Genomic DNA, 23,014 nt, shown 5'->3' with positions numbered 1-23,014 from the left:
CCGCACGCCTCACGAGTTGTTCAAGTAGGCAAGCACCGCAAGCACCCTCCGATGCCCGCTGTCGCTCGGCGGCAGCCCGAGCTTCAGGAACACGTTCCCGATGTGCTTGCTGACCGACCGCTCGGTCACGACGAGATCCTTGGCGATCGTCGTGTTGTCGCGCCCCTCGGCCATCAGCTTCAGCACCTCCCGCTCGCGGGGAGTGAGCGAGTCGAGCGGCGAGTCCCGCCGCCGTACGAGCAACTCGGACACCACCTCGGGGTCCAGCGCCGTACCGCCGGAGGCGACCCGCTCCAGCGCGTCCAGGAACTCGTCGACCCGCCCCACCCGGTCCTTGAGCAGGTAACCCACCCCGCTCGCCCCGCCGCCGAGCAACTCGGCGGCGTACGACTCCTCGACGTACTGCGAGAGCACGAGCACCGGCAGCCCGGGGATCTCCTCGCGTGCCGCGAGGGCCGCTCGCAGGCCCTCGTCACGGAACCCGGGAGGCATCCGGACGTCCAGCACGGCGACATCCGGCCGGTGTTCGAGCAGCGCGGGCAGCACCTCCGGCCCGCTGCCCGCGACGGCCACCACCTCGTGCCCGGAGGAGGTGAGCAGCAGGACGAGCCCCTGCCGCAGCAGGGCGTTGTCCTCGGCGATCACCACACGCACGGCAGCTCCACTTCGATCACGGTCGGGCCCCCGGCGGGGCTGGTCATCCGCAGGGTCCCGTCGAGCGCGGCGACGCGACGCCGCATGCCGAGCAGCCCGGACCCGCCGGCCTCGTCGGCACCGCCCCGCCCCTCGTCGCGCACGGTCAGCCGCAGTCCTTTCCGCACCCGGGCGAGATGGACCTCGGCCCGCTCCGCGCCGCTGTGCTTCGCGGCGTTCGTCAGGGACTCCGCCACCACGAAGTACGCGGCCGCCTCCACCGCGGCCGGAGCCCGGGCCCCGCCCCGCTCGCGGTCACCGTCCTCCAGACCGTCCACGGTCACCGTCACGGCGAGGCCGCCGCTCGCGGCGAGCGCCCGGACCGCGCCGGCCAGACCACGGTCGGTGAGGATCGGCGGATGGATGCCGCGCACGACGTGCCGCAGCTCCGCCAGCGCCTCCTGCGCCTGGTCCTGCGCGTCGCCGAGCAGCTTGCGCGCCGCCTCCGGGTCACGGTCGTACGCCCGCAGCGCGAGCCCGATCCGCATCGACAGCGAGACCAGCCGGGCCTGTGTGCCGTCGTGCAGGTCCCGCTCGATGCGCCGCAGCTCCGCGCCGTGCGCGGCGACCGCCCCTGCCCGGGTCAGGGTCAGCTCCTCGACGCGCTCGGCCAGCCGCGCCCTCGGCGACGGCTTCAGCAGAGCGGTGGACCACTTCGCGTCCAGATCGGCCAGGCGGCCGATCAGCGGGAGCACGACCGCCTCGCGGCCCATCAGCGCGCACCACACACCGTCGACGAGCAGCCCCAACGGCCACAGCGGGACCGCCAGATACGGCAGACATCCGTAGCCGTAGTAGGCGAGCATCCAGCGCAGGTCGGTGGACGTGCCCGGATCGCGGACGGCCGTACGGAACCGCTCGCGCACCGTGCCCGTGACGGGCAGGTACGCCTCGGGGATCTCCCGGCCCGTCCACCGGGTCACCATGCGCCGCTTGGCCCCGGCGATCCGCCGTATCAGCAGCACCGCCTCCGGCAGCAGCGCGGCACCCACCACGACGACGGTGCCGGTGGCCGCGATCAGCAGGACGGTGACGAAGAGGTACGAGCCGAAGGACAGCACGGCGGCCGGGGCCAGCTGTCCCGTGGCCCGCGCGGCGTCCCGCACCGTCTTCCGCATGGCGATCAGAGTAGGCGAACGGGCACCCGCGCGGACGCCCGCCCACCCGCCTGTGACCAGCGGATGTGCTGCCTGTGAGGCGCGGCGGGACCTCGTCGTGGTGTAGCCCGCTACACCTCCGGTTCGGGAGAGGACTCCCTCGTGGCGGCGGGCGGATCCCGGGATCGTTGGACTCGGTCGATCGCGGGAGTACCCAGCTCCCCCAACGGAAGGAAACCCCCATGAAGGCGCTGCTCTCCTCGAAGCCGGTTCTCTGGTTCCTGTTCCTGTTCAACCTCGTCGTCGCCGCGGCCGCCCCCTTCGTCGTGGACGGAACGCAGGGCGTGATGACCGCCGCCGGCATGGGCGTCGTCTCCCTCGGGGCGGGGGTGAGCCTGCTCAGGGACCGCGGTCAGCAGCAGGGCGGGCACGCCTGACCTCCCGGAAAAGGGCCGGAACGCGCTCAACCCGTCCGGGGGAGGCAACCTCCGCGGCCCGCCACCGGGTCCCTCCCGTCGGTTCCTCGTGACGACACGACGGACACGACGGAAGGACACGACGACCCATGACAGCATCCCGCACCCTGCGCCTCGGTCTGACGGGCGTGGCCGTACTCGCGGCGGCCTCACTCACCGCTCCGGTGGCCCTGGCCGCCTCCCCGGCACCGGGGAGAGACCACCACGCGACCCGGAAGGCGATGGACGCCGCCGTGCAGGACGGTGTCCCCGGTGTGGCCGGGCAGGCCAAGGACAGGAACGGCACCTGGAAGGGCACGTCGGGCGTCGGCAACCTCCGGACGAAGCAGCCGCGCTCCGCCCACGACCGCTACCGCGTCGGCAGCATCACCAAGACGTTCGTCTCGACGGTCCTGCTGCAACTGGAGGCCGAGGGGCGGCTCTCCCTCGACGACAAGGTGGACAGGTGGCTGCCGGGCGTGGTCCTCGGCAACGGCCACGACGGGAAGAAGATCACTCTCCGTCAGCTCCTCAACCACACGAGCGGCATCTACAACTACACGGCGGACGAGGACTTCGGCCGGACCTACTTCCTGAAGGACGGCTTCTTCGAGCACCGCTTCGACCGGCTGACGCCCGGGCAACTCGTGAAGATCGCGACGGCCCACAAGCCGGACTTCGCACCGGGCACCTCCTGGAACTACTCCAACACGAACTACGTCCTGGCCGGAATGGTCATCGAGAAGGCCACCGGCCACGCGTACGGCGACGAGGTCCGACAGCGCATCATCGAGCCGCTCGGACTGCACGCCACCCGCGTCCCGGGCAGCGACCCGAAGCTGGGCCGGCCCAGCAGCCGGGCGTACGGCAAACTCGCCGAGGAGGCCACCGGCCCCACCTACGACGTCACGGAGCTCAACCCCTCCCTCGCCTCCGCGGCGGGCGAGATGGTCTCCGACTCGGGCGACCTCAACCGCTTCTACTCGGCGCTGCTGAAGGGCAGGCTCCTGCCGAAGAAGCAGCTCACCGAGATGAAGACCACCGTCAAGGTCGACGGGATCCCGAACGCCGGTTACGGCCTCGGGCTCATCGAACGCGAACTGAGCTGCGGCGTCGTCGTGTGGGGCCACGGGGGCGGCATCCACGGCTCCAACTCGGAGGCCGTCACCACGGCGGACGGCCGCCACTCCCTCGCCTTCAACTTCAACGGCGACTGGTCGGGCGACAGCGACGCGGTGATCGAGGCGGAGTTCTGCTCCGAGTGACACCCCGCTGAGCCGGGAGGTCCCGGACACGTGTGAAGGGGCGGGACCCGTCCGTGGGCCCCGCCCCTTCACTCCCCTCCTGCCGGCCGCGCCCGGTCCGTCACTACCGGGGCAGCACCACCACGTACGCGGCCGGGTCGCGGTCCGCCGAGGCCATCAGTGCCGTACGGACGACCGTCGCCTGCTGTTCCATCGACTCCCGCAGCTTCTTCGGTGTCACGTGGACGACCGTGATGCCGAGCCGCTCCAGGTGCTCGCGCTTGCGGGCGTACTCGGACCACATCGCGTCGTCCTCCTGGCGCGGGGCCCGTGTGTCGAGTTCGAGGGCGACGGCGTGGTCGGGCCAGTACGCGTCGAGGCCGCCGAGGTGCGGGCCGCCCGGCAGCCGGAGGTCCACGTTCCAGACGGGGTCGGGCAGCCCGTGCTCCGCGATCATGCGGTAGAGGCGGTCCTCGGCGATGGCCCGGCCCTCCGCGAGGAGGGAGTCGACCGCGTCCACCACATGCGGCCGGCTCAGCAGCCTGGCCTGCGTCAACTCCCGCACGACGGCCGCCGGTTCGCAGTGGCCGCCGCGCACCGCCTCGGTGAGCAGGCGGCGGACGGCTCCCGCGTCCGTGAGGCCGGCGACCGCGTCGGCCAGCGCGCGCGGGACGGGCGCCACCGGGATACCGGTGATCTGCTCGGGTTCCGGCATGCCCGGCGTACGGACGATCCGGACGCAGCCCGTCGAGCGCAGCCGGCGCAGTCGCGGGACGAGGACGTCGATGCGGTCCAGGGACAGCAGCGGCGGAGCGGACGAGAAGCGGTGCAGGGCGAGCGCCGCGAGACCGGTGATCATCGCTTCGGCGTACCGATGCGGCGGGTACGGCACGTCGGCTCCCGGCTGGGCGGGGACGGCCGGTTCCGTGAGGGGCGAGCGGGCCGCGTACAGGAGGACCGCGTGCAGCCGCTCCTCGCTGGTGGCGGGCCCGGGGCGGAGCAGGAAGACGCCGGGCAGGAGCTGCTGCCATGAACCGCCGGGTCGGCACTGCGCGTTGGTGTCGGCGGCGCTCACGCCGCGGGACCGCAACTGCGCGGAGGTCAGGACACGCTGCTGGACGTCGGACAGGTGGCGGAGGGGCCGGGGGGAGAGCGGGGTGTTGTGGTTCATGACCCCGAATGTCCCGCGCCCGGTCTCCCTCCTAACCGCTGTTACACGTCCGTCGACAAAACAGGACAGGCCCGTCCTAAAGTGCAAGCGTTCGACTGCCGAAACCCCCTGGTCCGTAAGGGGGTCACGGCACCGATTACCCAAATTCCGTAACTGTTATGGACGCACCCGAGGTCAACCACGGTGTCCCCGTAACCCGTTAGTGAACCCCGGCAGCGGAGCAGTCTTTGAGGGGTGCGAGGAACGGCGCAGTCTTTTGCCTTGAGGGGCGCGGGGAACGGCGCAGTCTTTTAGGGGCGCGGGGAACTGCGCGACCAGCCACAGCGCACCCGGCACCCGAAAACCAACCGCACCCCACCACTCCGCCCCCGGCCCGGAGGGCCCGGAGGGACCCGAGGTGCCGACGGTCAGCCGCCGTCACACGCCTGCCCCCGCAGCGCCCGCGCCAGATCGTCCCGAGCCTCCAGCACCAACCGCCGAAGCGCGGGCGCCCCCGCCTCGTGCGAGGCAAGCCACGCGTCCGCCGCCTCCAGTGTCTCCGGTGTGTCCTGGAGGGACGGGAACAACCCCCGCACCACGTCCATGCCGATCTGGATGGACCGCTCGTCCCAGACCCGCTCGATCACCTCGAAGTACTTCGCCGCGTACGGAGCGGTCAGCTCCCGGTGCGACGGCTGGGCGAAACCGGCGATCGTCGCCTCCACCAGCGCGTTCGACAGCGAGTCCGACTCGACCACCGACGCCCACGCCTGGGCCTTGACCGCGGCGGAGGGCCGGGCCGCCAGGCACCGCACCTGGTGCCGCTTGCCGGACGCCGTGTCGTCCCGGGCCAGCTCGGCGGCGAGCACACCCTCGTCCACGACCCCGTACGCGGCGAGCGGTTCGAGGAAGGTCCAGCGCAGCTCCTGGTCGACCTCCAGCCCGTCGATCTTCGCCGTCCCGTCCAGCAAACCCTGGAGCAGCTGGAAGTCGGCCTCGTTCGACGCGACGGCCGCCAGGAACCGCGCCCAGGTCAGCTGGTGCTGGCTGCCGGGCGCGGCGATCCGCAGCTCGCGCAGCGCACCCTCGGCGAGCAGCCGTCCGCCGGTCTCCCGCCAGCCGGGCGCCGCGTAGTGGGCGAGCGCGGAGTTCGCCCAGGCGTGCAGCATCTGCAGCACGCCGATGTCCGACTCGCGGCCCGCGAAGCGCAGCACCAGGTCGACGAAGTCCCGGGCGGGCATGAGCGCGTCGCGGGTCAGGTTCCACAGCGCCGACCAGCACAGGGCGCGGGCGAGCGGGTCCGTGATGTCGCCGAGGCCGGCCCGCAGGGTCTCCAGCGAGCCCTCGTCGAAGCGGATCTTGCAGTACGTGAGGTCGTCGTCGTTGACGAGGACCAGCTCGGGGGCGTCGGCGCCGACCAGCTCCTCGACGACCGTGCGCGGACCGTCGACGTCGACCTCGGCGCGCGCGTACCGCTCCACGGCGCCGTCGGGGGACCGTCGGTACAGGCCCACCGCCACCCGGTGGGGCCGCAGTTCGGGATGCGACTCGGCCGCCTCCTGGAGGACCGCCAGCTCGGTGACGCGGCCCTCGGCGTCGAGGATCACCTGGGGCGTGAGGGAGTTGACGCCGGCCGTCTGCAGCCAGGACCGCGACCATGCCGCCAGGTCGCGCCCACTCGTCTCCTCCAGGACCGACAGCAGGTCACCGAGGCGCGTGTTCCCGTACGCGTGCCGCTTGAAGTAGCGGCGGGCGCCCTCCAGGAAGGCGTCCCGGCCCACGTACGCCACCAGCTGCTTCAGGACCGAGGCCCCCTTGGCGTACGTGATCCCGTCGAAGTTGAGCTTGGCGTCCTCCAGGTCGCGGATGTCGGCGGTGATGGGGTGCGTGGAGGGCAGCTGGTCGGCGCGGTACGCCCATGCCTTGCGGTTGTTGGCGAAGGTGACCCAGCCGTTCGTGAAGCGGGTCGCCTCGACCATCGAGAACGTGCCCATGAAGTCCGCGAAGGACTCCTTGAGCCACAGGTCGTCCCACCACACCATGGTCACCAGGTCGCCGAACCACATGTGGGCCATCTCGTGCAGGATCACGTTGGCCCGGCGCTCGTACGCCGCCCGGGTCACGTTGCCGCGGAAGATGAACTCCTCGCGGAAGGTCACACAGCCCGGGTTCTCCATCGCGCCGAGGTTGTACTCCGGCACGAACGCCTGGTCGTACTTCCCGAACGGGTACGGGAAGTCGAAGTGGTCGTGGAAGAAGTCGAGACCCTGCTTGGTGACCAGGAAGACGTCGTCGGCGTCGAAGTGCCTGGCCAGGCCCTTGCGGCACAGGGCGCCGAGGGGGATCTCCAGACGGGTGCCGTCGTCGAGGACACGCTCGTACGAGTCGGTCACGTAGTGGTACGGACCGGCGACGAAGGCCGTGATGTACGTCGAGATGGGCTTGGTCCCGGCGAACTTCCATACCCCGTCGGTGAGTTCACCGACGCCGTTGCTCCACACGACCCAGCCCTCGGGGGCCCGTACCTCGAAGCGGAAGGGTGCCTTGAGGTCCGGCTGCTCGAAGTTCGCGAAGACGCGGCGCGAGTCGGCCGGCTCGTACTGCGTGTAGAGGTAGACCTCGCCGTCCTCGGGGTCGACGAAGCGGTGCATGCCCTCGCCGGTGCGGCTGTAGGCGCACCGGGCGTCGACCACCAGTTCGTTGTCCTCGGCCAGGTCCTCCAGGAGGATGCGGGAGCCGTCGAAGACCGCGCCCGGGTCGAGGTCCCTGCCGTTCAGCGAGACGGCCGTGACGCTCGGCGCGATCAGGTCGGCGAAGCTCGTGGCGCCCGGCTCGGCGCTGCGGAAGCGGATGGTCGTCACCGACCGGAAGGTGCGCGGCTCGGAGTCCGTCCCGCCGACCGCGGAGCGCAGGTCCAGGGACACCTCGTACTCCTCGACGGACAACAGTGCGGCCCGCTCGCGGGCCTCGTCGCGGGACAGATTCTCACCGGGCACGGGCGGCACTCCTCGGGGCGTCATGGGTACGCGTGAACAGGACCGATCCTGCCACGCGCCCCTGACACGGGACACCGGGAATGGCACGGGTGACCGATCGCGTTGGGGCAGGAGAGTGCATCCAGGACTCGTGCATCCCAGGCAGCCCCCATTGAGGAGAACCATGTCCGAGCAGACCTCCGGCAAGACGCCCGTCGACTTCTGGTTCGACCCGCTGTGCCCCTGGGCGTGGATGACCTCACGGTGGGTCCTGGAGGTGGAGAAGGTCCGGGACATCAAGGTCCGCTGGCACCTGATGAGCCTCGCCGTGCTGAACGAGGACAAGCTCGACGACCTGCCCGAGAACTACCGCGAGCTGCTCACCACCAAGGCGTGGGGCCCCGTCCGGGTCGTCATAGCCGCCCAGGAGGAGCACGGCGCCGAGGTGCTCGGTGACCTCTACACCGCGCTCGGCACGCGTATCCACAACGAGGGCGCGGGCCCCGAGAAGGAGGTCGTCGCGGCGGCCCTGAAGGACGTCGGCCTGCCCGAGTCCCTCATGGACCACTGGGACGACACCCCGTACGAGCCCCAGCTGCGCGCCTCCCACAAGGAGGGCATAGACAAGGTCGGCCAGGAGGTCGGCACCCCCGTCATCGCGGTCCCCGGCGCGGACGGCGAGCAGGTCGCCTTCTTCGGTCCGGTCGTCACCCCGGCCCCCAAGGGCGAGGACGCCGCCAAGCTGTGGGACGGCACGCTGCTGGTCGCGTCGGTCCCGGGCTTCTACGAGATCAAGCGGACGCGGACGGCGGGGCCGGACTTCAGCAATCTGTGACCGACCTCGGCGCCGACCTCTGACCCGGCAGGTCCCTCGCGGGACGGGGCGGTCGTCTCCGTCGCCCGGCGAGGCGCTCGGCCGGACCGGGACGCTCAGTCGAACTCGGGCATCCGCACCGGTGGGTGGAAGGGGTCGTCGACCCAGGCGTAGCGGACGTTGCGGCAGTCGCCCTTGGTGCACATCCAGTAGTCCTCGACGTACTTCTTGCCGGTGCGCTCCCGCAGCCACACCCGCTCCCGCTCGTCGGCGGGCGGCCGGTGGGATTCCCGGGATCCGCACGTGAAACAACGGAAGACCTGTTCGCTCGGCATCGCGCAACCATGCCCCCGGAATCCCCGATACCGGAAGACCCCCGCGAGTCACGTCCTCGCGGGGGTCCTCCTTTCATCCGCCTGCCCGCGTGAAAGGTGAGAAGACGATCACGAGGCAGGGCGCTTCGGGTGCCCTCAGGGGGCGAGCAGCAGCACGTCCGGACGGGACTTCGCCGCCGCGTAACGACGTGCCACGTCCTGCCAGTTGACGACCTGCCACATGGCGTCGATGAAGTCGACCTTCTGGTTGCGGTACTGGAGGTAGAAGGCGTGCTCCCAGGCGTCGAAGACCAGGATCGGGGTGGACCCCTGACCGACGTTGCCCTGGTGGTCGTAGATCTGTTCGACGATCAGCCGGTCGCTCAGCGGCTCGTACGCGAGGACGCCCCAGCCGGACCCCTGGGTGGTCGCCGAGGCCTTGGTCAGCTGGGACTTGAATGCGGCGAAGGACCCGAAGGACTCCGTGATCGCGTCGGCGAGCTCGCCGGTCCCGTCCGCCGCGAGCGGCTCGCCGCCGCCCTCGCCCGTCATGTTGTGCCAGTAGACGCTGTGCAGGATGTGGCCGGAGAGGTGGAAGGCGAGGCTCTTCTCCAGGCCGTTGATCGAGCTCCACGACTCCTTGTCACGGGCCTCCGCCAGCTGTTCCAAGGTGTCGTTCGCCCCCTTCACGTACGCCGCGTGGTGCTTGTCGTGGTGCAGCTCGATGATCTCGGGGCTGATCACGGGTGCAAGTGCGGAGTAGTCGTACGGCAGTTCGGGAAGTGTGTAGACGGCCATGCCAGGTCCTCTCCGACCTCTTATTGCAAAGTACTTGCAAGTGCACGCTAGCAGCAAGAGGGCGGCGTCGTCCGCTCGGGCACACCACTCGGGCACACCACTCAGGCACACCAAAGGGACCGCGCACGCGACCGGGGTTCGGTCGGTGCGCGGTCCGGAACGTGCGGGTTCGTAGTGGCTGTGCAGGGCCGGGTGGCGGAGTCGGACCGGCGCGGCCGGCGCTCCTACCGGGCGCGCCTCTCGCGGACTCGCTGCCAGGCGTAACCGGTGGCCGCCAGCGCCAGTGTCATCGCGCCCGTCGAGTACAGCTGTACCCGCGTGTCCGGCTCCCGGGCCATCAGGACGAAGATCGCCACCATCGCGGCCAGTGCCACCCAGGTCAGCACCGGGAAGGCCCACATCCGTACGACCAGCTTCTCCGGGGCCTCCCGCTCCAGCCCGCGCCGCAACCGCAGTTGCGCGACCGCGACGAAGATCCAGACGACCAGGATCACCGCCCCGATCATGTTGAGCAGCCAGGGGAAGACGTCGTCGGGACGCCAGTAGCTGAGCAGGACGCAGCCGAAACCGAAGACGGACGAGGCCAGTACGGCGACACGCGGCACCCCGCCGAAGACCCGGCCGAGAGCCCGCGGACCCTGGCCCCGCTCCACCAGCGAGTAGGCGATGCGCGAGGCGCCGTACACGTTGGCGTTCATCGCGCTCAGCAGCGCGACCAGCACCACGACGTTCATGAGCGGGCCGGCCCCCGGGATGTCCAGACGGTCGAGGGTGGCGACGTAGGGGCCCTGCTCGACGACGGCCTTCGAGTCCCACGGGACGAGCGTCACGATGACGGCCATCGAGCCGATGTAGAAGAGCGCGATGCGCCACATCGCCGTGCGCACGGCGCTCGCGACGCCGCGGACCGGGTCCTCCGACTCGGCCGCCGCGATCGTCACCGTCTCCAGGCCGCCGTACGCGAAGACCGAGGCGAGCAGACCGATGACGAGCCCCTCGCCGCCGTTCGGCAGGAAGCCGCCCTCACCGGTGAGATGGGCGAGGCCGGGGGAGTCCGTCCCGGGCAGCACCCCGGCGATCGCCAGCACGCCGAGGACCAGGAACAGGGTGATCGCGCCCACCTTCAGCGCGGCGAACCAGAACTCGAACTCGCCGAAGTTCTTCACCGCGGCGAGGTTCGCGCCGCAGAAGGCGACCATGAACAGCGCCACCCACGCCCACTCCGGCGTACCGGGCAGCCAGCCGGTCATGATCTTCGCGGCGCCGATGCCCTCCAGCCCGACCGCCGTGCACAGCAGCACCCAGAACGACCAGCCCGCGGTGAACCCCGCCCACGGCCCGATGGCCCGCTCGGCGTGCGCGGAGAAGGAACCGGAGGACGGGTACGCGGCCGACATCTCGCCGAGCATCCGCATCACCAGCATGACGAGCAGACCGGAGACGGCGTACGCGACGACGATCGACGGACCGGCGGCCGCGATCCCCGCGCCGGAGCCGACGAACAGGCCCGCGCCGATCACCCCGCCGAGGGCGATCATCGACAGATGGCGCTGCTTGAGGCCGTGCGGGAGCGAGGGCGGGTGCGCGTCGCCGGAGCCGGACGAACCGGGCGCGACGTCATGGGTGGTACGGGACATGGGTGCGGGTGGTCCCTTACGTGCGACTGGGCAAAAACGCCCACAGTCTGGGCGGCCCCTCCGTTCGCACGAAGAGGCCGTCCATCATGTGGACACACCCGGTACCCAGGGTGAGAGCCCGGCTACGCCACCGGGGTGTAGTGCGAGGCGTCGCCCGAGATCGAGTAGCTCTCCTTCCCTTCGATGCCGACCGGCACGTCACCGGCGACCGTCACCCGGTTCAGGCGGCGCGGCAGGCCGTCGTAGTTGTCGATGGCGTAGTGCTGGGTGATCCGGTTGTCGAACAGCACGAGCTGGTTCGGCGACCAGCGGTGACGCAGGACGTTCTCGGGCCGGGTGACGTAGGCCTGGAGCAGATCGAGGACCTTGCGGGACTCGTTCACGGACAGGCCGACGATCCGCTGGGCGAAGCCGCCGATGAACAGCCCACGCTCGCCGGTCAGCGGGTGGACCCGGACCACGGGGTGGGCGGTGCGGTACTTGATGGAGGTGAACTGGGCGCGCTGGGCGGCCTGTGCCTCGTCGATCTCCTCCTCGGGCACCGCGTAGTCGTAGTCGTTGGTGTGCTCGGCCCACAGGGTGTCCGCGAGCCGGCGGAGGGGCTCGGGCAGATTGCGGTAGGCGGCGGCGGAGCTGGCGATCAGTGTCTCGCCGCCGTACGGCGGGACCGTGATGCTGCGCAGGGTGCTGGCCTGCGGGGGGTTGAGGACGAACGTGACGTCGGTGTGCCAGTTGTTGGCGGCCCGGCCGCGCTCGCTGTCGACGGGCAGCACGTTCGGGGCGCCGTCCACGGCGGGCACGGTCGGGTGGGCGGTGGTGAGGTCGCCGAAGTGCCGGGCGAAGGCCTGCTGGCCCTCGTCGTCCAAACCGACGTTGTCGAAGACCAGTGCCTTGTGGTCGTTGAGGGCGGCCCGCAGGGCGGTGACCGTCTCCTCGTCGAGCGGCTCGGCGATGTCGACGCCGGATATCCGGGCGCCGATCCGTGCGGTGACCTTGTGGATCTCGAGGTCGGACATGGGGTTCCTTTCGGGTCGGGCTCAGACTCGGGCGAGTGCCGGGGAGACGTGCTGGTTGGCGGGGCGCGGGAGCCCGTACCGTTCGCGCAGGGTCCGGCGCGGGCCGTACTCCTCGCGGAGCAGTCCTCGGGTGCGCAGGATCGGGACGACGTGGTCGACGAAGGCGTCGAGGCCGGACGGCAGGACCGCGGGCATGATGTTGAATCCGTCGGCGGCGCCGAGCGTGAACCACTCCTCGATGGCGTCGGCGACCTGCTCGGGCGTCCCGGCGAAGGTCAGGTGCCCGCGTCCGCCACCGAGCCGGCCGATCAGCTGCCGCACGGTGAGGCGTTCGCGCCGGGCCAGTTCCACGACGAGCGTGTAGCGGCTCTTGGCACCCTCGATGGAGCTTTCCGGCGGCAGGTCGGCGGGAAGCCGGGCATCCAACTCCAGTGTCCCCGCAGGCAGTTGAAGCAGGCTCTCCAGGCGGCCCACACCGTGCGTGTACACGATGTGGTCCTCCAGGACCTGTTCGAGTGCCCGCGCCTCCGCCTCCGTCGAGCCGATCACCGGGACGATGCCGGGCAGCACCTTGATGTGGTCGGGGTCCCGGCCGACCGCCGCCGTACGGGACTTGAGGTCGGTGTAGAAGTCCTGGGCGTCCTTCAGGGTCTGCTGGGCGGTGAACACCGCCTCCGCGTACCGGGCCGCGAACGCCTTGCCGTCCTCGGAGGAGCCGGCCTGGACCAGCAGCGGGTAACCCTGCGGACTGCGCGGGACGTTGAGGGCGCCCTCGACGCTGAAGTACTTCCCACTGTGCCGGGGCGGATGGATCTTCGTGTCGTCGCCCCAGACACCGGCCGCCTTGTCGGCGACGATCGCGTCGTCCTCCCAGCTGTCCCACAGCTTGAGCGCCACGTCGAGGAACTCGGCGGCACGGGCGTACCGCTCGGCGTGCGCGGGCTCCGCGTCGAGCCCGAAGTTGCGGGCGGCCTCGGCGCCCGCCGTGGTGACGATGTTCCAGCCGGCCCGGCCACCGCTGACGATGTCCAGGGAGGCGAACCTGCGGGCCAGGTTGTAGGGCGAGTTGTACGAGGTGGAGGCGGTGGCGATCAGGCCGATGTGCTCGGTTGCCGTCGCCAGCGCGGTGAGCAGGGTGAGGGGCTCCAGGGTGCCGGCCGGCCGTTGGGCGATGTTGCCCCACAGCTGCGGTCCGTCGGCGAGGAAGAGCGAGTCGAAGGTGCCGCGTTCGGCGATCCGGGCCAGGTGGACGTAGTGGCCGAGCTCCACGTGGGCGTACGGGTCGCTCTCCGGGAGCCGCCACGACGCCTCGTGGTGGCCGGTGTTCATCAGGAACGCGTTCAGGTGGAGCTGTCTCGATGTCACTGGTGGTCCTCCGTCACGCCGAGCGCGGACAGCAGCCGCTCCCGGTATTCGCCCAGCAGCGGGTCGCGGTACGAGCGCGGGTGCGGGCGGTCGATGGTCAGGTCGAGGCCGACGCGGCCCCGGTCGAGCACGAGCACGCGGTCGGCGAGCACGATCGCCTCGTCCACGTCGTGGGTGACGAGCAGGACGGACGGCCGGTGGCGCTTCCACAGCTCGCGCAGCAGGGCGTGCATCTTGATGCGGGTGAGTGCGTCCAGTGCGCCGAACGGCTCGTCGGCCAGCAGGAGTTCGGGCTCGCGGACGAGGGAGCGGGCCAGTGCGGCGCGCTGGGCCTCGCCGCCGGACAGCTCGTTGGGCCAGGCCCGCTCGCGTCCCTTCAGTCCCACCTCGTCGAGAGCCTCACGGCCCCTGCGGTCGGCGTCCTCGCCGTCGAGACCCAGCAGCACGTTGTCCAGGACCCGGCGCCAGGGCAGCAGGCGGGAGTCCTGGAACACCACGGACACCCGTTCGGGAGCGGTGAGCCGGCCACTTCCGGTCACCTCGTGGTCGAGGCCGGCGATGGCCCGCAACAGGGTGCTCTTGCCGGACCCGCTGTGTCCGAGCAGGGCCGTGAACTGGCCGGGCGGGAGGTCCAGATCGATGCCGTCGAGGACCGTCCGGTCGTCGAACGACCTGGTGAGACCCCGGAGTTGGACCGTGGGCCGGGTCAGCTGCTCAGCGTGCGTCGCCATGACAGCACCCTCCGTTCGATGAGGCGGACCGTGCTGTCGGAGGCGAGTCCGAAGATGCCGTAGACGACCAGGCCGACGAGGATGACGTCCGTCTGGCCGTAGTTCTGGGCCTGGAACATCATGTAACCGAGCCCGCTGGTGGCGTTTATCTGCTCCAGCACGACCAGGCCGAGCCAGGAGCCGGTCACCCCGAGCCGCAGGCCGACGAAGAAGCCGGGCAGGGCGCCGGGTATGACGACCTGCCGGACGAAGGCCCACTTGGACAGCCCCTGGACCTCGGCGAGTTCGACGTACCGGTGGTCGATGCCGGACAGCGCGGAGTGCAGGTTCAGATAGATCGGGATGTAGACGACGATGGCGATGATCGCGATCTTGAAGGTCTCGCCGATGCCCAGCCAGAGGATGAACAGCGGGATCAGACCGAGGGTGGGGATCGCCCTGTTGAGGTTCACCGTCCCGTCGATCAGCGCCTCCCCGGTCCGGGTGAGCCCGGAGGCCAGCGCGAGCACCACCCCGGCGGTCAGACCGATCGCGAACCCGGCACCGGCCCGCTGCAGCGAGGTCAGGATGTCGCCCAGCAGCGTGCCGTCGGTCCACAGTTGGACGCCGGTTTCCAGCACCGTCCAGGGCGCCGGGATCGCGCCCGGATCCAGCTGACCGGCGGCCGAGGCCCCCGCCCACAGGGCGAGGAGGAGGACCGGGCCGATGAGCCGGGCGGCGGGCAGGGGCTTGCCGGGGGAGAGAGCGCGGCGGCGGCGCGCCTTCGGCACGGCCACTGCGTCGGTGACGACGGGCGCGGTCGTGGTGCTCGTGGTCACGGCGCTCACCTCCGGTACTCCGCCGTGACGGCCTTCGCCGCGATGCCCTCGAAGCGCCGGTCGAAGAGCGAGTCGACCTTGAACGCCTTCACGAAGCCGCCGTCGGCCAGCAGGTCCGCGGTCTCCTGCTCCCACTTCACGGCCTCGTCCCAGCTCGGCGGGAACAGCGGCTTGTTGGCGAGCTCGGTGATCGACTCGGCCTGGGCGAGCGTCAGGTTCTGCGTCTTGACGTAGAACTCCTCGTTCCAGTCGTCGGGATGCTCGTACGCCCACACCTGGCCCTTGGCCCAGCGCGGGATGTACGCGGCGACCGCGGCCGCCTTGGCCTTGTCGGCCAGCACGGAGACGGGCGCCCACAGCAGGTTGAGCAGGTCCACGACGTCGGTGGGGATGGTGCGGGCGCCCCTGGACCCGTACTGCTTGAGGTAGGCCGGTGACTGCTGGTTGGCGAGCGGGGCGATGTCCACCTGGCCCGCCTGGAGCGCGGTGAGGAACTGGTTGCTGGTCAACGGCACCAACTGCACGTCGTCGTACTTCAGTCCGGCCTGCTTGAGGGCCCGCAGCAGCACGACACCCTGGGCCTGGCCCTGCGAGAAGGCCAGCTTCCTGCCCTTGAAGTCCTGGACGGTGCGGATGTCGCTGCCGGGTTTGGTGGCGAAGAGGTAGTTGGGCTTGCGGGTGACGTTGATCGCGACGATCTTCGCGTCGAAGCCCTGGTAGTGCGCCTGGATGGGCGGGATGCCCGCGTTGTTGGCGACGTCCAGGGACTTGGAGCGGAAGGCGTTGATGACGTCGGGCCCGGCGCCGATGTTCGCCCAGGAGGAGACCTTGAACGGCAGGTCGGACAGGCCCGCGAGCTTGAGCTGCAGCTGCTGGACGCCCTGGAACGAGGAGATCTTGAGGCTCGTACCCGACGGGACCTTGGCCGCCAGCGGGGCGGACGTCGACCCGCCGGCCCCGGTGTCGGCGGCGCTGCTGCCCGCGCAGCCGCTGAGCCCGGCCGTGGCGGCGGCGCCGAGCACGGAGGAGAGGAAGAGCCGCCGGTCGATTCCGGACGCGGACAGAGATGACATGGGAGGGCTCCCTGAATTCATGAGGTGGTGCACGAGGCCGTGCCACGGAGGGCAGGAAGGTGCGCGAAGAACCCGGCAGGGCGGAGCCGGGAAGGTGAGAAACGCGCAGGAGAAGGCACACGCGCGGGGCGTGGCAGGAGATGACAGAGAGGGACGCCGACGGACGTCAGTGCGTCAACGCGTCAGCAACAGACCCGGAGCCTGCCCGGCGACGCGCCCAACGGATCCCGGACAGCAGGTCCGGGCCACCGAGCCCCCCCCCGACGGCCAGGACCGCATCGGGGAAACCGGTCGGCACGACGTCCGACGTCTGACGTCCGTGTCCGACGTCCGTGTCGGACGTCCGTCTCGGCCGGGCGAGCCGGATTCGCTCCGCTCGCCTCAGCGGCGACGACAGATGGCGGTGCCTTGGCGTCGCAGGTCGACATAGCGACGCGACGCGAAGTTCTCAGCCTGGGCAACCATGGCTTGAAGCGTAGAGGGCGGGGGCGTGTCCGGCCAGGGCTGAATTGTTTCGCCCTCGCGAATTCCCTTTGGCGGGACCTCACAGTCGACCCGCACTCGGCTCGCGGTGGACCGGGTAGGAAGAGCCACTCCACCTCAGTGACCAGCATCACGCCCGCGCGGGTGTACGCGGCACTCTTTGTCGAAGGTGCACCAACTCCCGGTTCCCGCCTTTGTCGACCGCTGACGGTGATCGGCCGGAAACCTCTGGGATAGCGTCAGGTGTCCCCGCCACCTTCACCCCTGTCCGGAGCACCCATGGCCACCGCCGTCGCCCCCGCCCACCCGCGCCAGGTCCTCGCCGACCTCCTCCCCGCCTCCCGCGTCAGGGACGTCGCCCTCGTGGCGGGCGGCGCCGCGCTCGTGGGCCTCGCCGCCCAGCTCGCGGTGCCCGTACCGGGATCCCCGGTGCCGGTGACCGGCCAGACCTTCGCCGCCCTGCTCGTGGGCACCGCGCTCGGCGCCGGCCGCGGCCTGGCCTCCCTCGCCCTGTACGCGCTGCTCGGCCTCGCGGGACTGCCGTGGTTCGCCGAAGGCAGCTCCGGCGTCACCGCGTCCTTCGGCTACATCCTCGGCATGCTGCTCGCCGCGACCGTCGTGGGCGCCCTCGCCCGCCGCGGCGCCGACCGCTCGGTCGTGCGCATGGCGGGCGCGATGCTGCTGGGCGAGGCGATCATCTACGCGATCGGCGTCCCGTACCTGGCCTTCGCGGCCGACCTGACGGCGGCCCAGGCCGTGGCGGCGGGCCTCACCCCGTTCCTCGTCGGCGACGCCCTCAAGGCCGCCCTGGCGATGGGTGTCCTCCCCGCCGCCTGGAAGTTCGTCAAGCGCGAGAGCTGACGGCTGCGTCGTAGTTCCTGCGGAAGAGGTTCGCCGGGTCGTACACCGACTTCAGTCCGGCGAGCCTCTTGTGCGTCCGCGGGTCTCAGCGGCCCTCCGTCGTACGTCCGCCCGCGCCGCGCCTCCCACGACACCGCCTCCACGACAACGCCCCCACGGTGAGGCCGTGGAGGCGTCGTCGGGACGACGGGCGCGCACGCGGTTCGTGTACGCGGTTCGTGTACGCGGATCGTGTACGCGCGTGGCCGCGGTGCGAGCCGTTACGACTCGTTCCGCACGGGCCGCCGCTGCGTCCACCACATGCCCATCGCACCCGCGGAGATGAGCGCTGCGCCGACCGCACCGAGCGGCAGGACCCGGTCGGCCGGACCGGTCTTGGGCAGTTCCTTGTCCTCGCCCTTGCCGCCGGCGTTGTCCTTGGCCTTGTCGTCGGCCTTGTCGTCGGCCTTGTCACCGCCCGGCGTGACCGGGCTGTTGTCGGTGCCGAGCAGGAGAGGCGTCGCCGGGGCGTTCGGCGAGGGGTTGTTCGCGCCGAACGGGACCGGGCCCTGCTGCCAGAACGTCTTCTTGCCGTCGGCGTCCTGGACGGGCAGGCAGATCTTGCCCTCCTTCTTCAGATCGAACGTCGCGTCCACGGCGTACGACTTCGACTTGCCGGCCGCCAGATTGTCGATGGCGCAGGCGAAACCGCTGTTCGATCCCTCGGGGAGGTCCTTCTCGGGGATTTCCGAACACCCCTTGACGCCCTTGACCGAGAGGCCGTCAAAACCGACCACGAGCAGCCGGATTTTGCCGCTTTCCTTCGTTCCCCCGTTCTTCACGGTGGCCGTAATCGCTGTTTCCTTCGAACTGTTGTCGACGGTGATCTTCTCGGGCAGCAGTGTCGTCAGCTTGACGCCCGCGGGCGCCTCGTCAACGGCCTTTCCCCCCTTGCCGCTCATCGGTCCCTGGTCCTCCGCCACTGCGGAGTGGGAAAGGATCATCACCGCCGAGAAAGATGCGGTGAGCAGCGATCCTGTGGCGATCTTCATGCGACGAGAACTCATGTTCGTCCCCCTTGTATCCCCCGGGCTGCGCCTGAATTCGCAGCACTTGAAGAGGTACCACAAGATTTCTCCGCACTATGCTGGTGCGGCACAAAGTTGTGACCGTTCTGCTTCTATGCGGTTCTTCTGTGGCGGGTGTTGAAGGGGGGACATGGGGGTGCCGGAAATAACGAGGGGTGGTATTCCGGGATTGCTGGTGACGGGGCGATACCGGCTGGCCGAGAGCATTGGCCAGGGAGGAATGGGGCGAGTGTGGCGTGCCGTCGACGAAGTGCTCGACCGGCAGGTCGCCGTCAAGGAAATGCGCATCGACGGCATGGACCAGGAGGACGCCAGGACCCGCCGCGAACGGACCCTGCGCGAGGCCCGGGCCACCGCCCGCATAGACCATCCCAACGTGGTGCGCGTGTACGACGTGGTGGACGAGGGCGAGCGCCTGTGGATCGTGATGGAGCTGGTCGACGGCCGTTCCCTCGAACGGGTTGTCGCGGAGGACGGCCCGCTGACCGTGCGTGACACGGCTCGGATCGGTCTGGAACTGGTGGCGGCGCTCGGGCAGGTGCACGCGGGCGGCGTCCTGCACCGGGACATCAAGCCGGGCAACGTACTCGTCGAGCGGCGCGCCGGCCGGGTCGTGCTCACCGACTTCGGCATCGCCGCCATCCAGAACGCGGAGGCCCTGACGATGGCGGGCATGCTGGTCGGCTCCCCCGACTACATGGCCCCCGAGCGGGTCTCCGGCCGCCCGCAGGGCCCGCCCTCCGACCTCTGGTCCCTTGGCGCCACCCTCTGCGCGGCACTGGGCGGCCGCTCCCCCTTCTCCCGTGCTACGACCTTCGCGACCCTGCACGCCGTGCTGTACGAGGAGCCCGAGATCCCGGCGGCGGCGGGGGAGTTGCGGGACCTCCTCACGAGTCTGCTCCAGAAGGACCCGGCGGGTCGGCCCGGACTGGAGGAACTGGCCGAGGCCCTCGGCCCGGTGGCGGACGGCAGCACGGGGACGGCGGCACCGGCTGTTCCCAGGGAGGAGACCACCGAACCGTCACCGTCACCGGCACCGGCACCGGCACCGGCACCGGCACCGTCATCGGCACCGGCACGGACAGCGACGGTGACGGTGACGGAGGCGCCGGTTCCCGACGACCTGGTTCCCGACGACCCGGGCCCCGGCGTGCCGGACACCGGCACCGGTCCGGGCGCCGGACCGCCGGAGCCAGAAGCGGCACCGGACCCGGTGACAGCGGCGGAGCCGGAGCCCGACGCCCCCGGGCCACCGCCGGTCGAGCACCCGACGACCCCGTTCCGGCGCCTCCCCGTCCTGGAGCCGCCTCTCGTCACCCCGCCGACGACGCACGAGGGCACCCACGGCTCCGCGGAACCGGTGGAGGACGCCGTACCGCTTCGGGCAACTCCGGCAACTCCCGAGGCATGTGCGGGCCCGGACGTCACCACCGGTCCCGCTGACCCCACCGGCTCCACCGACCACTCGGGGTTCACCCACCCCGACGTCGAGAACGCGTCCTCCGAAGCGCCGCCCGAAGGCACCCCCGAAATCCCCTCGGCGGGCGCGGCGCCCGGGCACGCCTTCCACGCGTCCGGGGTCCGCTTGGAACGGCCTGAACCACCGGAGCCATCGGAGCCATCGGAGCCACCGGGGTCGAAGGGACCGACAGGACCACAGGGACAGACGGAAGCGGAACCCCCGACGTCGCCAAACCCGAAGTCGCCGGACCCGCAGGCCGAGAGGTCGCCGGACCCGCAGGCCCAGCGGTCACCGGACCCGCAGGCCGAAGTGAACTCCGCTCTCCCCACCAGGCCCCGGGCCGCTGTCGTCCCCATGCGGCCGGGCGAACTGCCAGGCCCCGCCGTGCCGTCCGGATCACGGGGCGCGGGGAGCGGCACCCGATCCGGCAAGGCCCTCGTGGCCGCCGTGGGAGTGCTCGTCGCCGGAGTCGTCGCCGCCGTGGTCCTGCCGGGACTCGGCGGATCGCCCGACGACAAGGACAAGGCTTCCCCGTCCTCCTCCGCAGCCCCCTCCCCGACTTCGTCCCCCTCCCCCTCCGGTTCCTCCTCCGACGAGGGCGGCCCGCCCAGCCCGGACCCCACCGTCGCGGGCACCGCACGCCCGGCGGGCTCCCGCACCGAGGCCGGTATGTACGCCTGGGTTCCGCCCGAGGGATGGGAACGCGTCGTGCAGAGCGGCGCCGAGGTCCACTACACGTCACCGGACCGGATGCAGGAGATCCTGGCGAACGCGGCCCCGGCACGCGGCAATCTGATGGACCAGTGGGAGAAGACGGAGAAGACCACCAGCAAGGGCCTGGACTACCAGCGGATCCGTCTGGAGGAGACCACGTTCCGCGGGGCGCCCGCGGTCGTCTGGGAGTACACGGTCACGGCGAAGGGACTGCCTTGGCACGCCCGCCTGCTCGGGTTCGACACCGGCGGCAAGTCCTACGAGATCACCACCTGGTACCGCCCGGACATCGAGGACAGGGCTCTCCCCGTCTACGAGAAGGTCAAGGACGGCTTCACGCCCATGTGACCGTCCCGGGCCGGCCGCACCCGGGTGACCGCATACGACGACGCCTCCGCGGAAAGGCCCGCGAAGGCGTCGTACGAAACGGTGGTCAGGTGGTGAATGAGCCCGGCGAAGGGAAGCAGCCGGGCGCGTGACGCCGTGGTTCCCGGAGCTGCCGGAGCCTCAGAGCTTGGCGTCCGGTGCTTCCCGCTGCTCGGGGAGTTCGGCCTTGCCGCGGCGCACCTTCTCCAGGACCAGGGCGATGCCCACCACCACGGCCGCCACGAGGAGCGACAGCAGGACCGTCTTGCGGCCGTCGTGCTCGGTGTCGGTGAGCATGTAGCCGAGTACGAAGACGATCAGCGCGATCGTCGCGTACGTCAGGTACGGGTACAGCCACATCCGCACGACCAGCTTCTCCGGCGTCTCGCGCTCGATGATCTTCCGCATCCGCAGCTGCGAGAGACAGATGACGAGCCAGACGAACAGGGCGACCGCACCGGAGGAGTTGACCAGGAAGAGGAAGACCGAGTCGGGGAACTCGTAGTTGAAGAACACCGCGACGAAACCGAAGGCGACCGACGCGAGGATCGCCGGCATCGGGACACCGCGGCCGGTGGTGCGCGAGAAGGCCTTCGGCGCGTCACCGCGCTGTCCGAGCGAGAACGCCATGCGGGAGGCCGTGTAGAGGCCCGAGTTGAGGCAGGACAGGACGGACGTCAGCACGATGAACTTCATGATCTCGCCGGCGTTCGGGATGCCGAGCGAGTTCAGGGCGGCGACGTACGAACCGTCCTTCTGGATGGCCTCGGAGTCCCAGGGCAGCAGGGTGACGACGACGAAGATCGAGCCGAGGTAGAAGACGCCGATCCGCCAGATGATGCTGTTGGTGGACTTGGTGACCGCACGCTGGGGGTTCTCCGACTCGCCCGCCGCGAGGGTGGCGATCTCACTGCCCATGAAGGAGAAGACGACGAGCAGGATGCCGGTGAGGATCGCTCCGGGCCCGTTCGGCAGGAAGCCGCCGTGGTCCGTGAGGTTGCCGAGCCCGGCGCTGTCGCTGTCCACACCCGGCAGTACGCCGAAGACCGCGAGCCCGCCGATGACGATGAACGCGCCGATGGCGACGACCTTGATCCCGGCGAACCAGAACTCGAACTCGCCGTACGAGCCGACGGAGACCAGGTTCGTCGCGGTCAGCACGATCATGACGATGAGCGCCCAGCCCCACTGCGGTACGGCGGGGACCCAGCTCTCCAGGATCACCGCGCCCGCGGTCGCCTCGATGGCGAGGACGACGACCCAGAAGAACCAGTACAGCCAGCCGATCGAGAAGCCCGCCCAGCGGCCGAGCGCGCGGTCGGCGTGAGCGGAGAAAGAACCCGAGGTCGGATTGGCGGCGGACATCTCGCCCAGCATCCGCATCACGAGGACGACCATCGTGCCGACGAGGGCGTACGACAGGAGGATGCCGGGACCCGCGGTGGCGATGCCCGAGCTGGAGCCGACGAACAGGCCGGCGCCGATGACGCCGCCGATGGCGATCATCGACAGGTGACGGTTCTTGAGCCCGGCCTGCAGGCCGGCGTCGGGTCCTCCGGGTTCGGGTCCTTCGGGGCCGTTTCCGGCCTTCGTCAGGGTCGGCTGCGAGGTCATGGACGGTGTTCCTTTGCGCCGGGGACTGTGGGGGAGGGGACTGCGTGGGGGCTCTCGATCACCGCGGACCTCGGGGGTTCACCACGGGACATCCGTACGAGCGGCGTACGGGTGGTGCACACGAGGCCCACGAGCCGGTCCAGTGAATCCCAGGTGAATGGATTCTTGAACCTTTGAATCCGGATTGTTACTTGAGGTTTCCTTGAGGTTCTGCGGTATTACTCACACTTTTCCAGCAGGTGCCCCGTCGCGTTTCCTGCGCCTGCC

Annotated in this window: 19 protein-coding genes and 1 pseudogene; 5 read left to right on the top strand and 15 right to left on the bottom strand. The window is 70.5% G+C overall.

Annotated features, from left to right (window positions below; translation table 11 throughout):
- Positions 1-9: 9 nt before the first annotated feature.
- The gene (locus tag KUF83_RS34970; protein WP_217459059.1) at positions 10-654 is read right to left on the bottom strand and encodes a response regulator transcription factor; all 645 of its coding nucleotides are present in this window, start codon (positions 652-654) and stop codon (positions 10-12) included.
- Positions 642-1,811 (bottom strand): sensor histidine kinase, encoded by a 1,170-nt coding sequence (locus KUF83_RS34965; protein ID WP_217459058.1) that lies wholly within the window; start codon positions 1,809-1,811, stop codon positions 642-644. The genes KUF83_RS34970 and KUF83_RS34965 overlap by 13 nt, the downstream gene beginning before the upstream one ends.
- A 221-nt stretch (positions 1,812-2,032) precedes the next feature.
- Here KUF83_RS34965 and KUF83_RS34960 point away from each other — a divergent pair, with 221 nt between their 5' ends.
- Together KUF83_RS34960 and KUF83_RS34955 are read left to right on the top strand one after the other, a co-directional pair.
- Entirely contained in the window at positions 2,033-2,227 is a 195-nt protein-coding gene (locus KUF83_RS34960; protein WP_217459057.1) for a hypothetical protein, read from the top strand.
- Positions 2,228-2,355: 128 nt separating this feature from the next.
- Positions 2,356-3,510 carry a serine hydrolase gene (locus KUF83_RS34955; RefSeq protein WP_217459056.1) on the top strand — a complete coding sequence of 385 codons (1,155 nt, stop codon included), beginning with the start codon at positions 2,356-2,358 and terminating at the stop codon, positions 3,508-3,510.
- Between the two features lie 103 nt (positions 3,511-3,613).
- Here KUF83_RS34955 and KUF83_RS34950 read toward each other — a convergent pair whose 3' ends face one another.
- A complete protein-coding gene (locus tag KUF83_RS34950; RefSeq protein ID WP_217459055.1) occupies positions 3,614-4,660 on the bottom strand; it encodes a hypothetical protein in 1,047 nt (348 codons plus the stop codon).
- 407 nt (positions 4,661-5,067) lie between these two features.
- Positions 5,068-7,635 (bottom strand): aminopeptidase N, encoded by a 2,568-nt coding sequence (gene pepN, locus KUF83_RS34945; protein ID WP_217459054.1) that lies wholly within the window; start codon positions 7,633-7,635, stop codon positions 5,068-5,070.
- Positions 7,636-7,798: 163 nt separating this feature from the next.
- Here pepN and KUF83_RS34940 point away from each other — a divergent pair, with 163 nt between their 5' ends.
- Entirely contained in the window at positions 7,799-8,449 is a 651-nt protein-coding gene (locus tag KUF83_RS34940) for a DsbA family protein (protein WP_217459053.1), read from the top strand.
- A 95-nt stretch (positions 8,450-8,544) separates the two neighbouring features.
- Here KUF83_RS34940 and KUF83_RS34935 read toward each other — a convergent pair whose 3' ends face one another.
- The 8 genes from KUF83_RS34935 to KUF83_RS34900 form a co-directional block, all read right to left on the bottom strand.
- Positions 8,545-8,763 carry a hypothetical protein gene (locus KUF83_RS34935; protein WP_217459052.1) on the bottom strand — a complete coding sequence of 73 codons (219 nt, stop codon included), beginning with the start codon at positions 8,761-8,763 and terminating at the stop codon, positions 8,545-8,547.
- A gap of 135 nt (positions 8,764-8,898) precedes the next feature.
- Positions 8,899-9,540 (bottom strand): superoxide dismutase, encoded by a 642-nt coding sequence (locus KUF83_RS34930; RefSeq protein WP_217459051.1) that lies wholly within the window; start codon positions 9,538-9,540, stop codon positions 8,899-8,901.
- Between the two features lie 224 nt (positions 9,541-9,764).
- Positions 9,765-11,177, bottom strand: a complete 1,413-nt coding sequence (locus KUF83_RS34925; protein ID WP_217459050.1) for an amino acid permease — start codon at positions 11,175-11,177, stop codon at positions 9,765-9,767.
- A 122-nt stretch (positions 11,178-11,299) separates the two neighbouring features.
- The gene (locus tag KUF83_RS34920) at positions 11,300-12,193 is read right to left on the bottom strand and encodes a TauD/TfdA family dioxygenase (protein ID WP_217459049.1); all 894 of its coding nucleotides are present in this window, start codon (positions 12,191-12,193) and stop codon (positions 11,300-11,302) included.
- A 21-nt stretch (positions 12,194-12,214) separates the two neighbouring features.
- Positions 12,215-13,558 carry an LLM class flavin-dependent oxidoreductase gene (locus KUF83_RS34915; protein WP_217459048.1) on the bottom strand — a complete coding sequence of 448 codons (1,344 nt, stop codon included), beginning with the start codon at positions 13,556-13,558 and terminating at the stop codon, positions 12,215-12,217.
- Positions 13,555-14,289: an ABC transporter ATP-binding protein gene (locus KUF83_RS34910; RefSeq protein ID WP_217459047.1), complete on the bottom strand. Its 735-nt coding sequence runs from the start codon at positions 14,287-14,289 to the stop codon at positions 13,555-13,557. Before KUF83_RS34910 ends, KUF83_RS34915 begins: the two co-directional genes overlap by 4 nt.
- Positions 14,265-15,116: an ABC transporter permease gene (locus KUF83_RS34905; RefSeq protein ID WP_217459046.1), complete on the bottom strand. Its 852-nt coding sequence runs from the start codon at positions 15,114-15,116 to the stop codon at positions 14,265-14,267. Before KUF83_RS34905 ends, KUF83_RS34910 begins: the two co-directional genes overlap by 25 nt.
- Positions 15,113-16,180, bottom strand: coding sequence for an ABC transporter substrate-binding protein (locus KUF83_RS34900; RefSeq protein ID WP_217459045.1), 1,068 nt, complete (start codon positions 16,178-16,180; stop codon positions 15,113-15,115). The genes KUF83_RS34905 and KUF83_RS34900 overlap by 4 nt, the downstream gene beginning before the upstream one ends.
- 762 nt (positions 16,181-16,942) lie before the next feature.
- On the opposite strand from KUF83_RS34900, the gene KUF83_RS34895 reads away from it, so the two are divergent.
- Positions 16,943-17,524: a biotin transporter BioY gene (locus tag KUF83_RS34895; protein WP_217459044.1), complete on the top strand. Its 582-nt coding sequence runs from the start codon at positions 16,943-16,945 to the stop codon at positions 17,522-17,524.
- Here KUF83_RS34895 and KUF83_RS43115 read toward each other — a convergent pair.
- Positions 17,508-17,594: pseudogene (locus KUF83_RS43115) on the bottom strand (hypothetical protein); the annotation flags it as partial. The gene KUF83_RS34895 and the pseudogene KUF83_RS43115 overlap by 17 nt on opposite strands.
- 190 nt (positions 17,595-17,784) lie before the next feature.
- Positions 17,785-18,570 carry a hypothetical protein gene (locus KUF83_RS34890; protein ID WP_217459043.1) on the bottom strand — a complete coding sequence of 262 codons (786 nt, stop codon included), beginning with the start codon at positions 18,568-18,570 and terminating at the stop codon, positions 17,785-17,787.
- A gap of 241 nt (positions 18,571-18,811) precedes the next feature.
- Between KUF83_RS34890 and KUF83_RS34885 the strand changes: the two genes are divergently transcribed.
- Positions 18,812-21,115, top strand: a complete 2,304-nt coding sequence (locus tag KUF83_RS34885) for a serine/threonine protein kinase (protein WP_254644805.1) — start codon at positions 18,812-18,814, stop codon at positions 21,113-21,115.
- Positions 21,116-21,274: 159 nt separating this feature from the next.
- On the opposite strand, the gene KUF83_RS34880 is transcribed toward KUF83_RS34885, so the two are convergent.
- Positions 21,275-22,747, bottom strand: a complete 1,473-nt coding sequence (locus KUF83_RS34880) for an amino acid permease (protein ID WP_217459041.1) — start codon at positions 22,745-22,747, stop codon at positions 21,275-21,277.
- Positions 22,748-23,014: the final 267 nt, after the last annotated feature.

The organism is Streptomyces sp. BV286 (assembly GCF_019090165.1).
In the GTDB taxonomy this organism is placed as follows: Bacteria; Actinomycetota; Actinomycetes; order Streptomycetales; family Streptomycetaceae; genus Streptomyces.
This window is presented reverse-complemented; position numbering and strand designations above follow the sequence as displayed.

What these genes read in the sequence shown, in the direction of transcription:
- KUF83_RS34910 (WP_217459047.1), bottom strand. Translation starts at nt 14,289, where the DNA reads ATGGCGACGCACGCTGAGCAGCTGACCCGGCCCACGGTCCAACTCCGG.
- KUF83_RS34930 (WP_217459051.1), bottom strand. Translation starts at nt 9,540, where the DNA reads ATGGCCGTCTACACACTTCCCGAACTGCCGTACGACTACTCCGCACTT.
- KUF83_RS34955 (WP_217459056.1), top strand. Translation starts at nt 2,356, where the DNA reads ATGACAGCATCCCGCACCCTGCGCCTCGGTCTGACGGGCGTGGCCGTA.
- KUF83_RS34965 (WP_217459058.1), bottom strand. Translation starts at nt 1,811, where the DNA reads ATGCGGAAGACGGTGCGGGACGCCGCGCGGGCCACGGGACAGCTGGCC.
- KUF83_RS34940 (WP_217459053.1), top strand. Translation starts at nt 7,799, where the DNA reads ATGTCCGAGCAGACCTCCGGCAAGACGCCCGTCGACTTCTGGTTCGAC.
- KUF83_RS34885 (WP_254644805.1), top strand. Translation starts at nt 18,812, where the DNA reads ATGGGGCGAGTGTGGCGTGCCGTCGACGAAGTGCTCGACCGGCAGGTC.
- KUF83_RS34960 (WP_217459057.1), top strand. Translation starts at nt 2,033, where the DNA reads ATGAAGGCGCTGCTCTCCTCGAAGCCGGTTCTCTGGTTCCTGTTCCTG.
- KUF83_RS34950 (WP_217459055.1), bottom strand. Translation starts at nt 4,660, where the DNA reads ATGAACCACAACACCCCGCTCTCCCCCCGGCCCCTCCGCCACCTGTCC.
- KUF83_RS34920 (WP_217459049.1), bottom strand. Translation starts at nt 12,193, where the DNA reads ATGTCCGACCTCGAGATCCACAAGGTCACCGCACGGATCGGCGCCCGG.
- KUF83_RS34925 (WP_217459050.1), bottom strand. Translation starts at nt 11,177, where the DNA reads ATGTCCCGTACCACCCATGACGTCGCGCCCGGTTCGTCCGGCTCCGGC.
- KUF83_RS34880 (WP_217459041.1), bottom strand. Translation starts at nt 22,747, where the DNA reads ATGACCTCGCAGCCGACCCTGACGAAGGCCGGAAACGGCCCCGAAGGA.
- KUF83_RS34890 (WP_217459043.1), bottom strand. Translation starts at nt 18,570, where the DNA reads ATGAGTTCTCGTCGCATGAAGATCGCCACAGGATCGCTGCTCACCGCA.
- KUF83_RS34895 (WP_217459044.1), top strand. Translation starts at nt 16,943, where the DNA reads ATGGCCACCGCCGTCGCCCCCGCCCACCCGCGCCAGGTCCTCGCCGAC.
- KUF83_RS34900 (WP_217459045.1), bottom strand. Translation starts at nt 16,180, where the DNA reads ATGTCATCTCTGTCCGCGTCCGGAATCGACCGGCGGCTCTTCCTCTCC.
- KUF83_RS34935 (WP_217459052.1), bottom strand. Translation starts at nt 8,763, where the DNA reads ATGCCGAGCGAACAGGTCTTCCGTTGTTTCACGTGCGGATCCCGGGAA.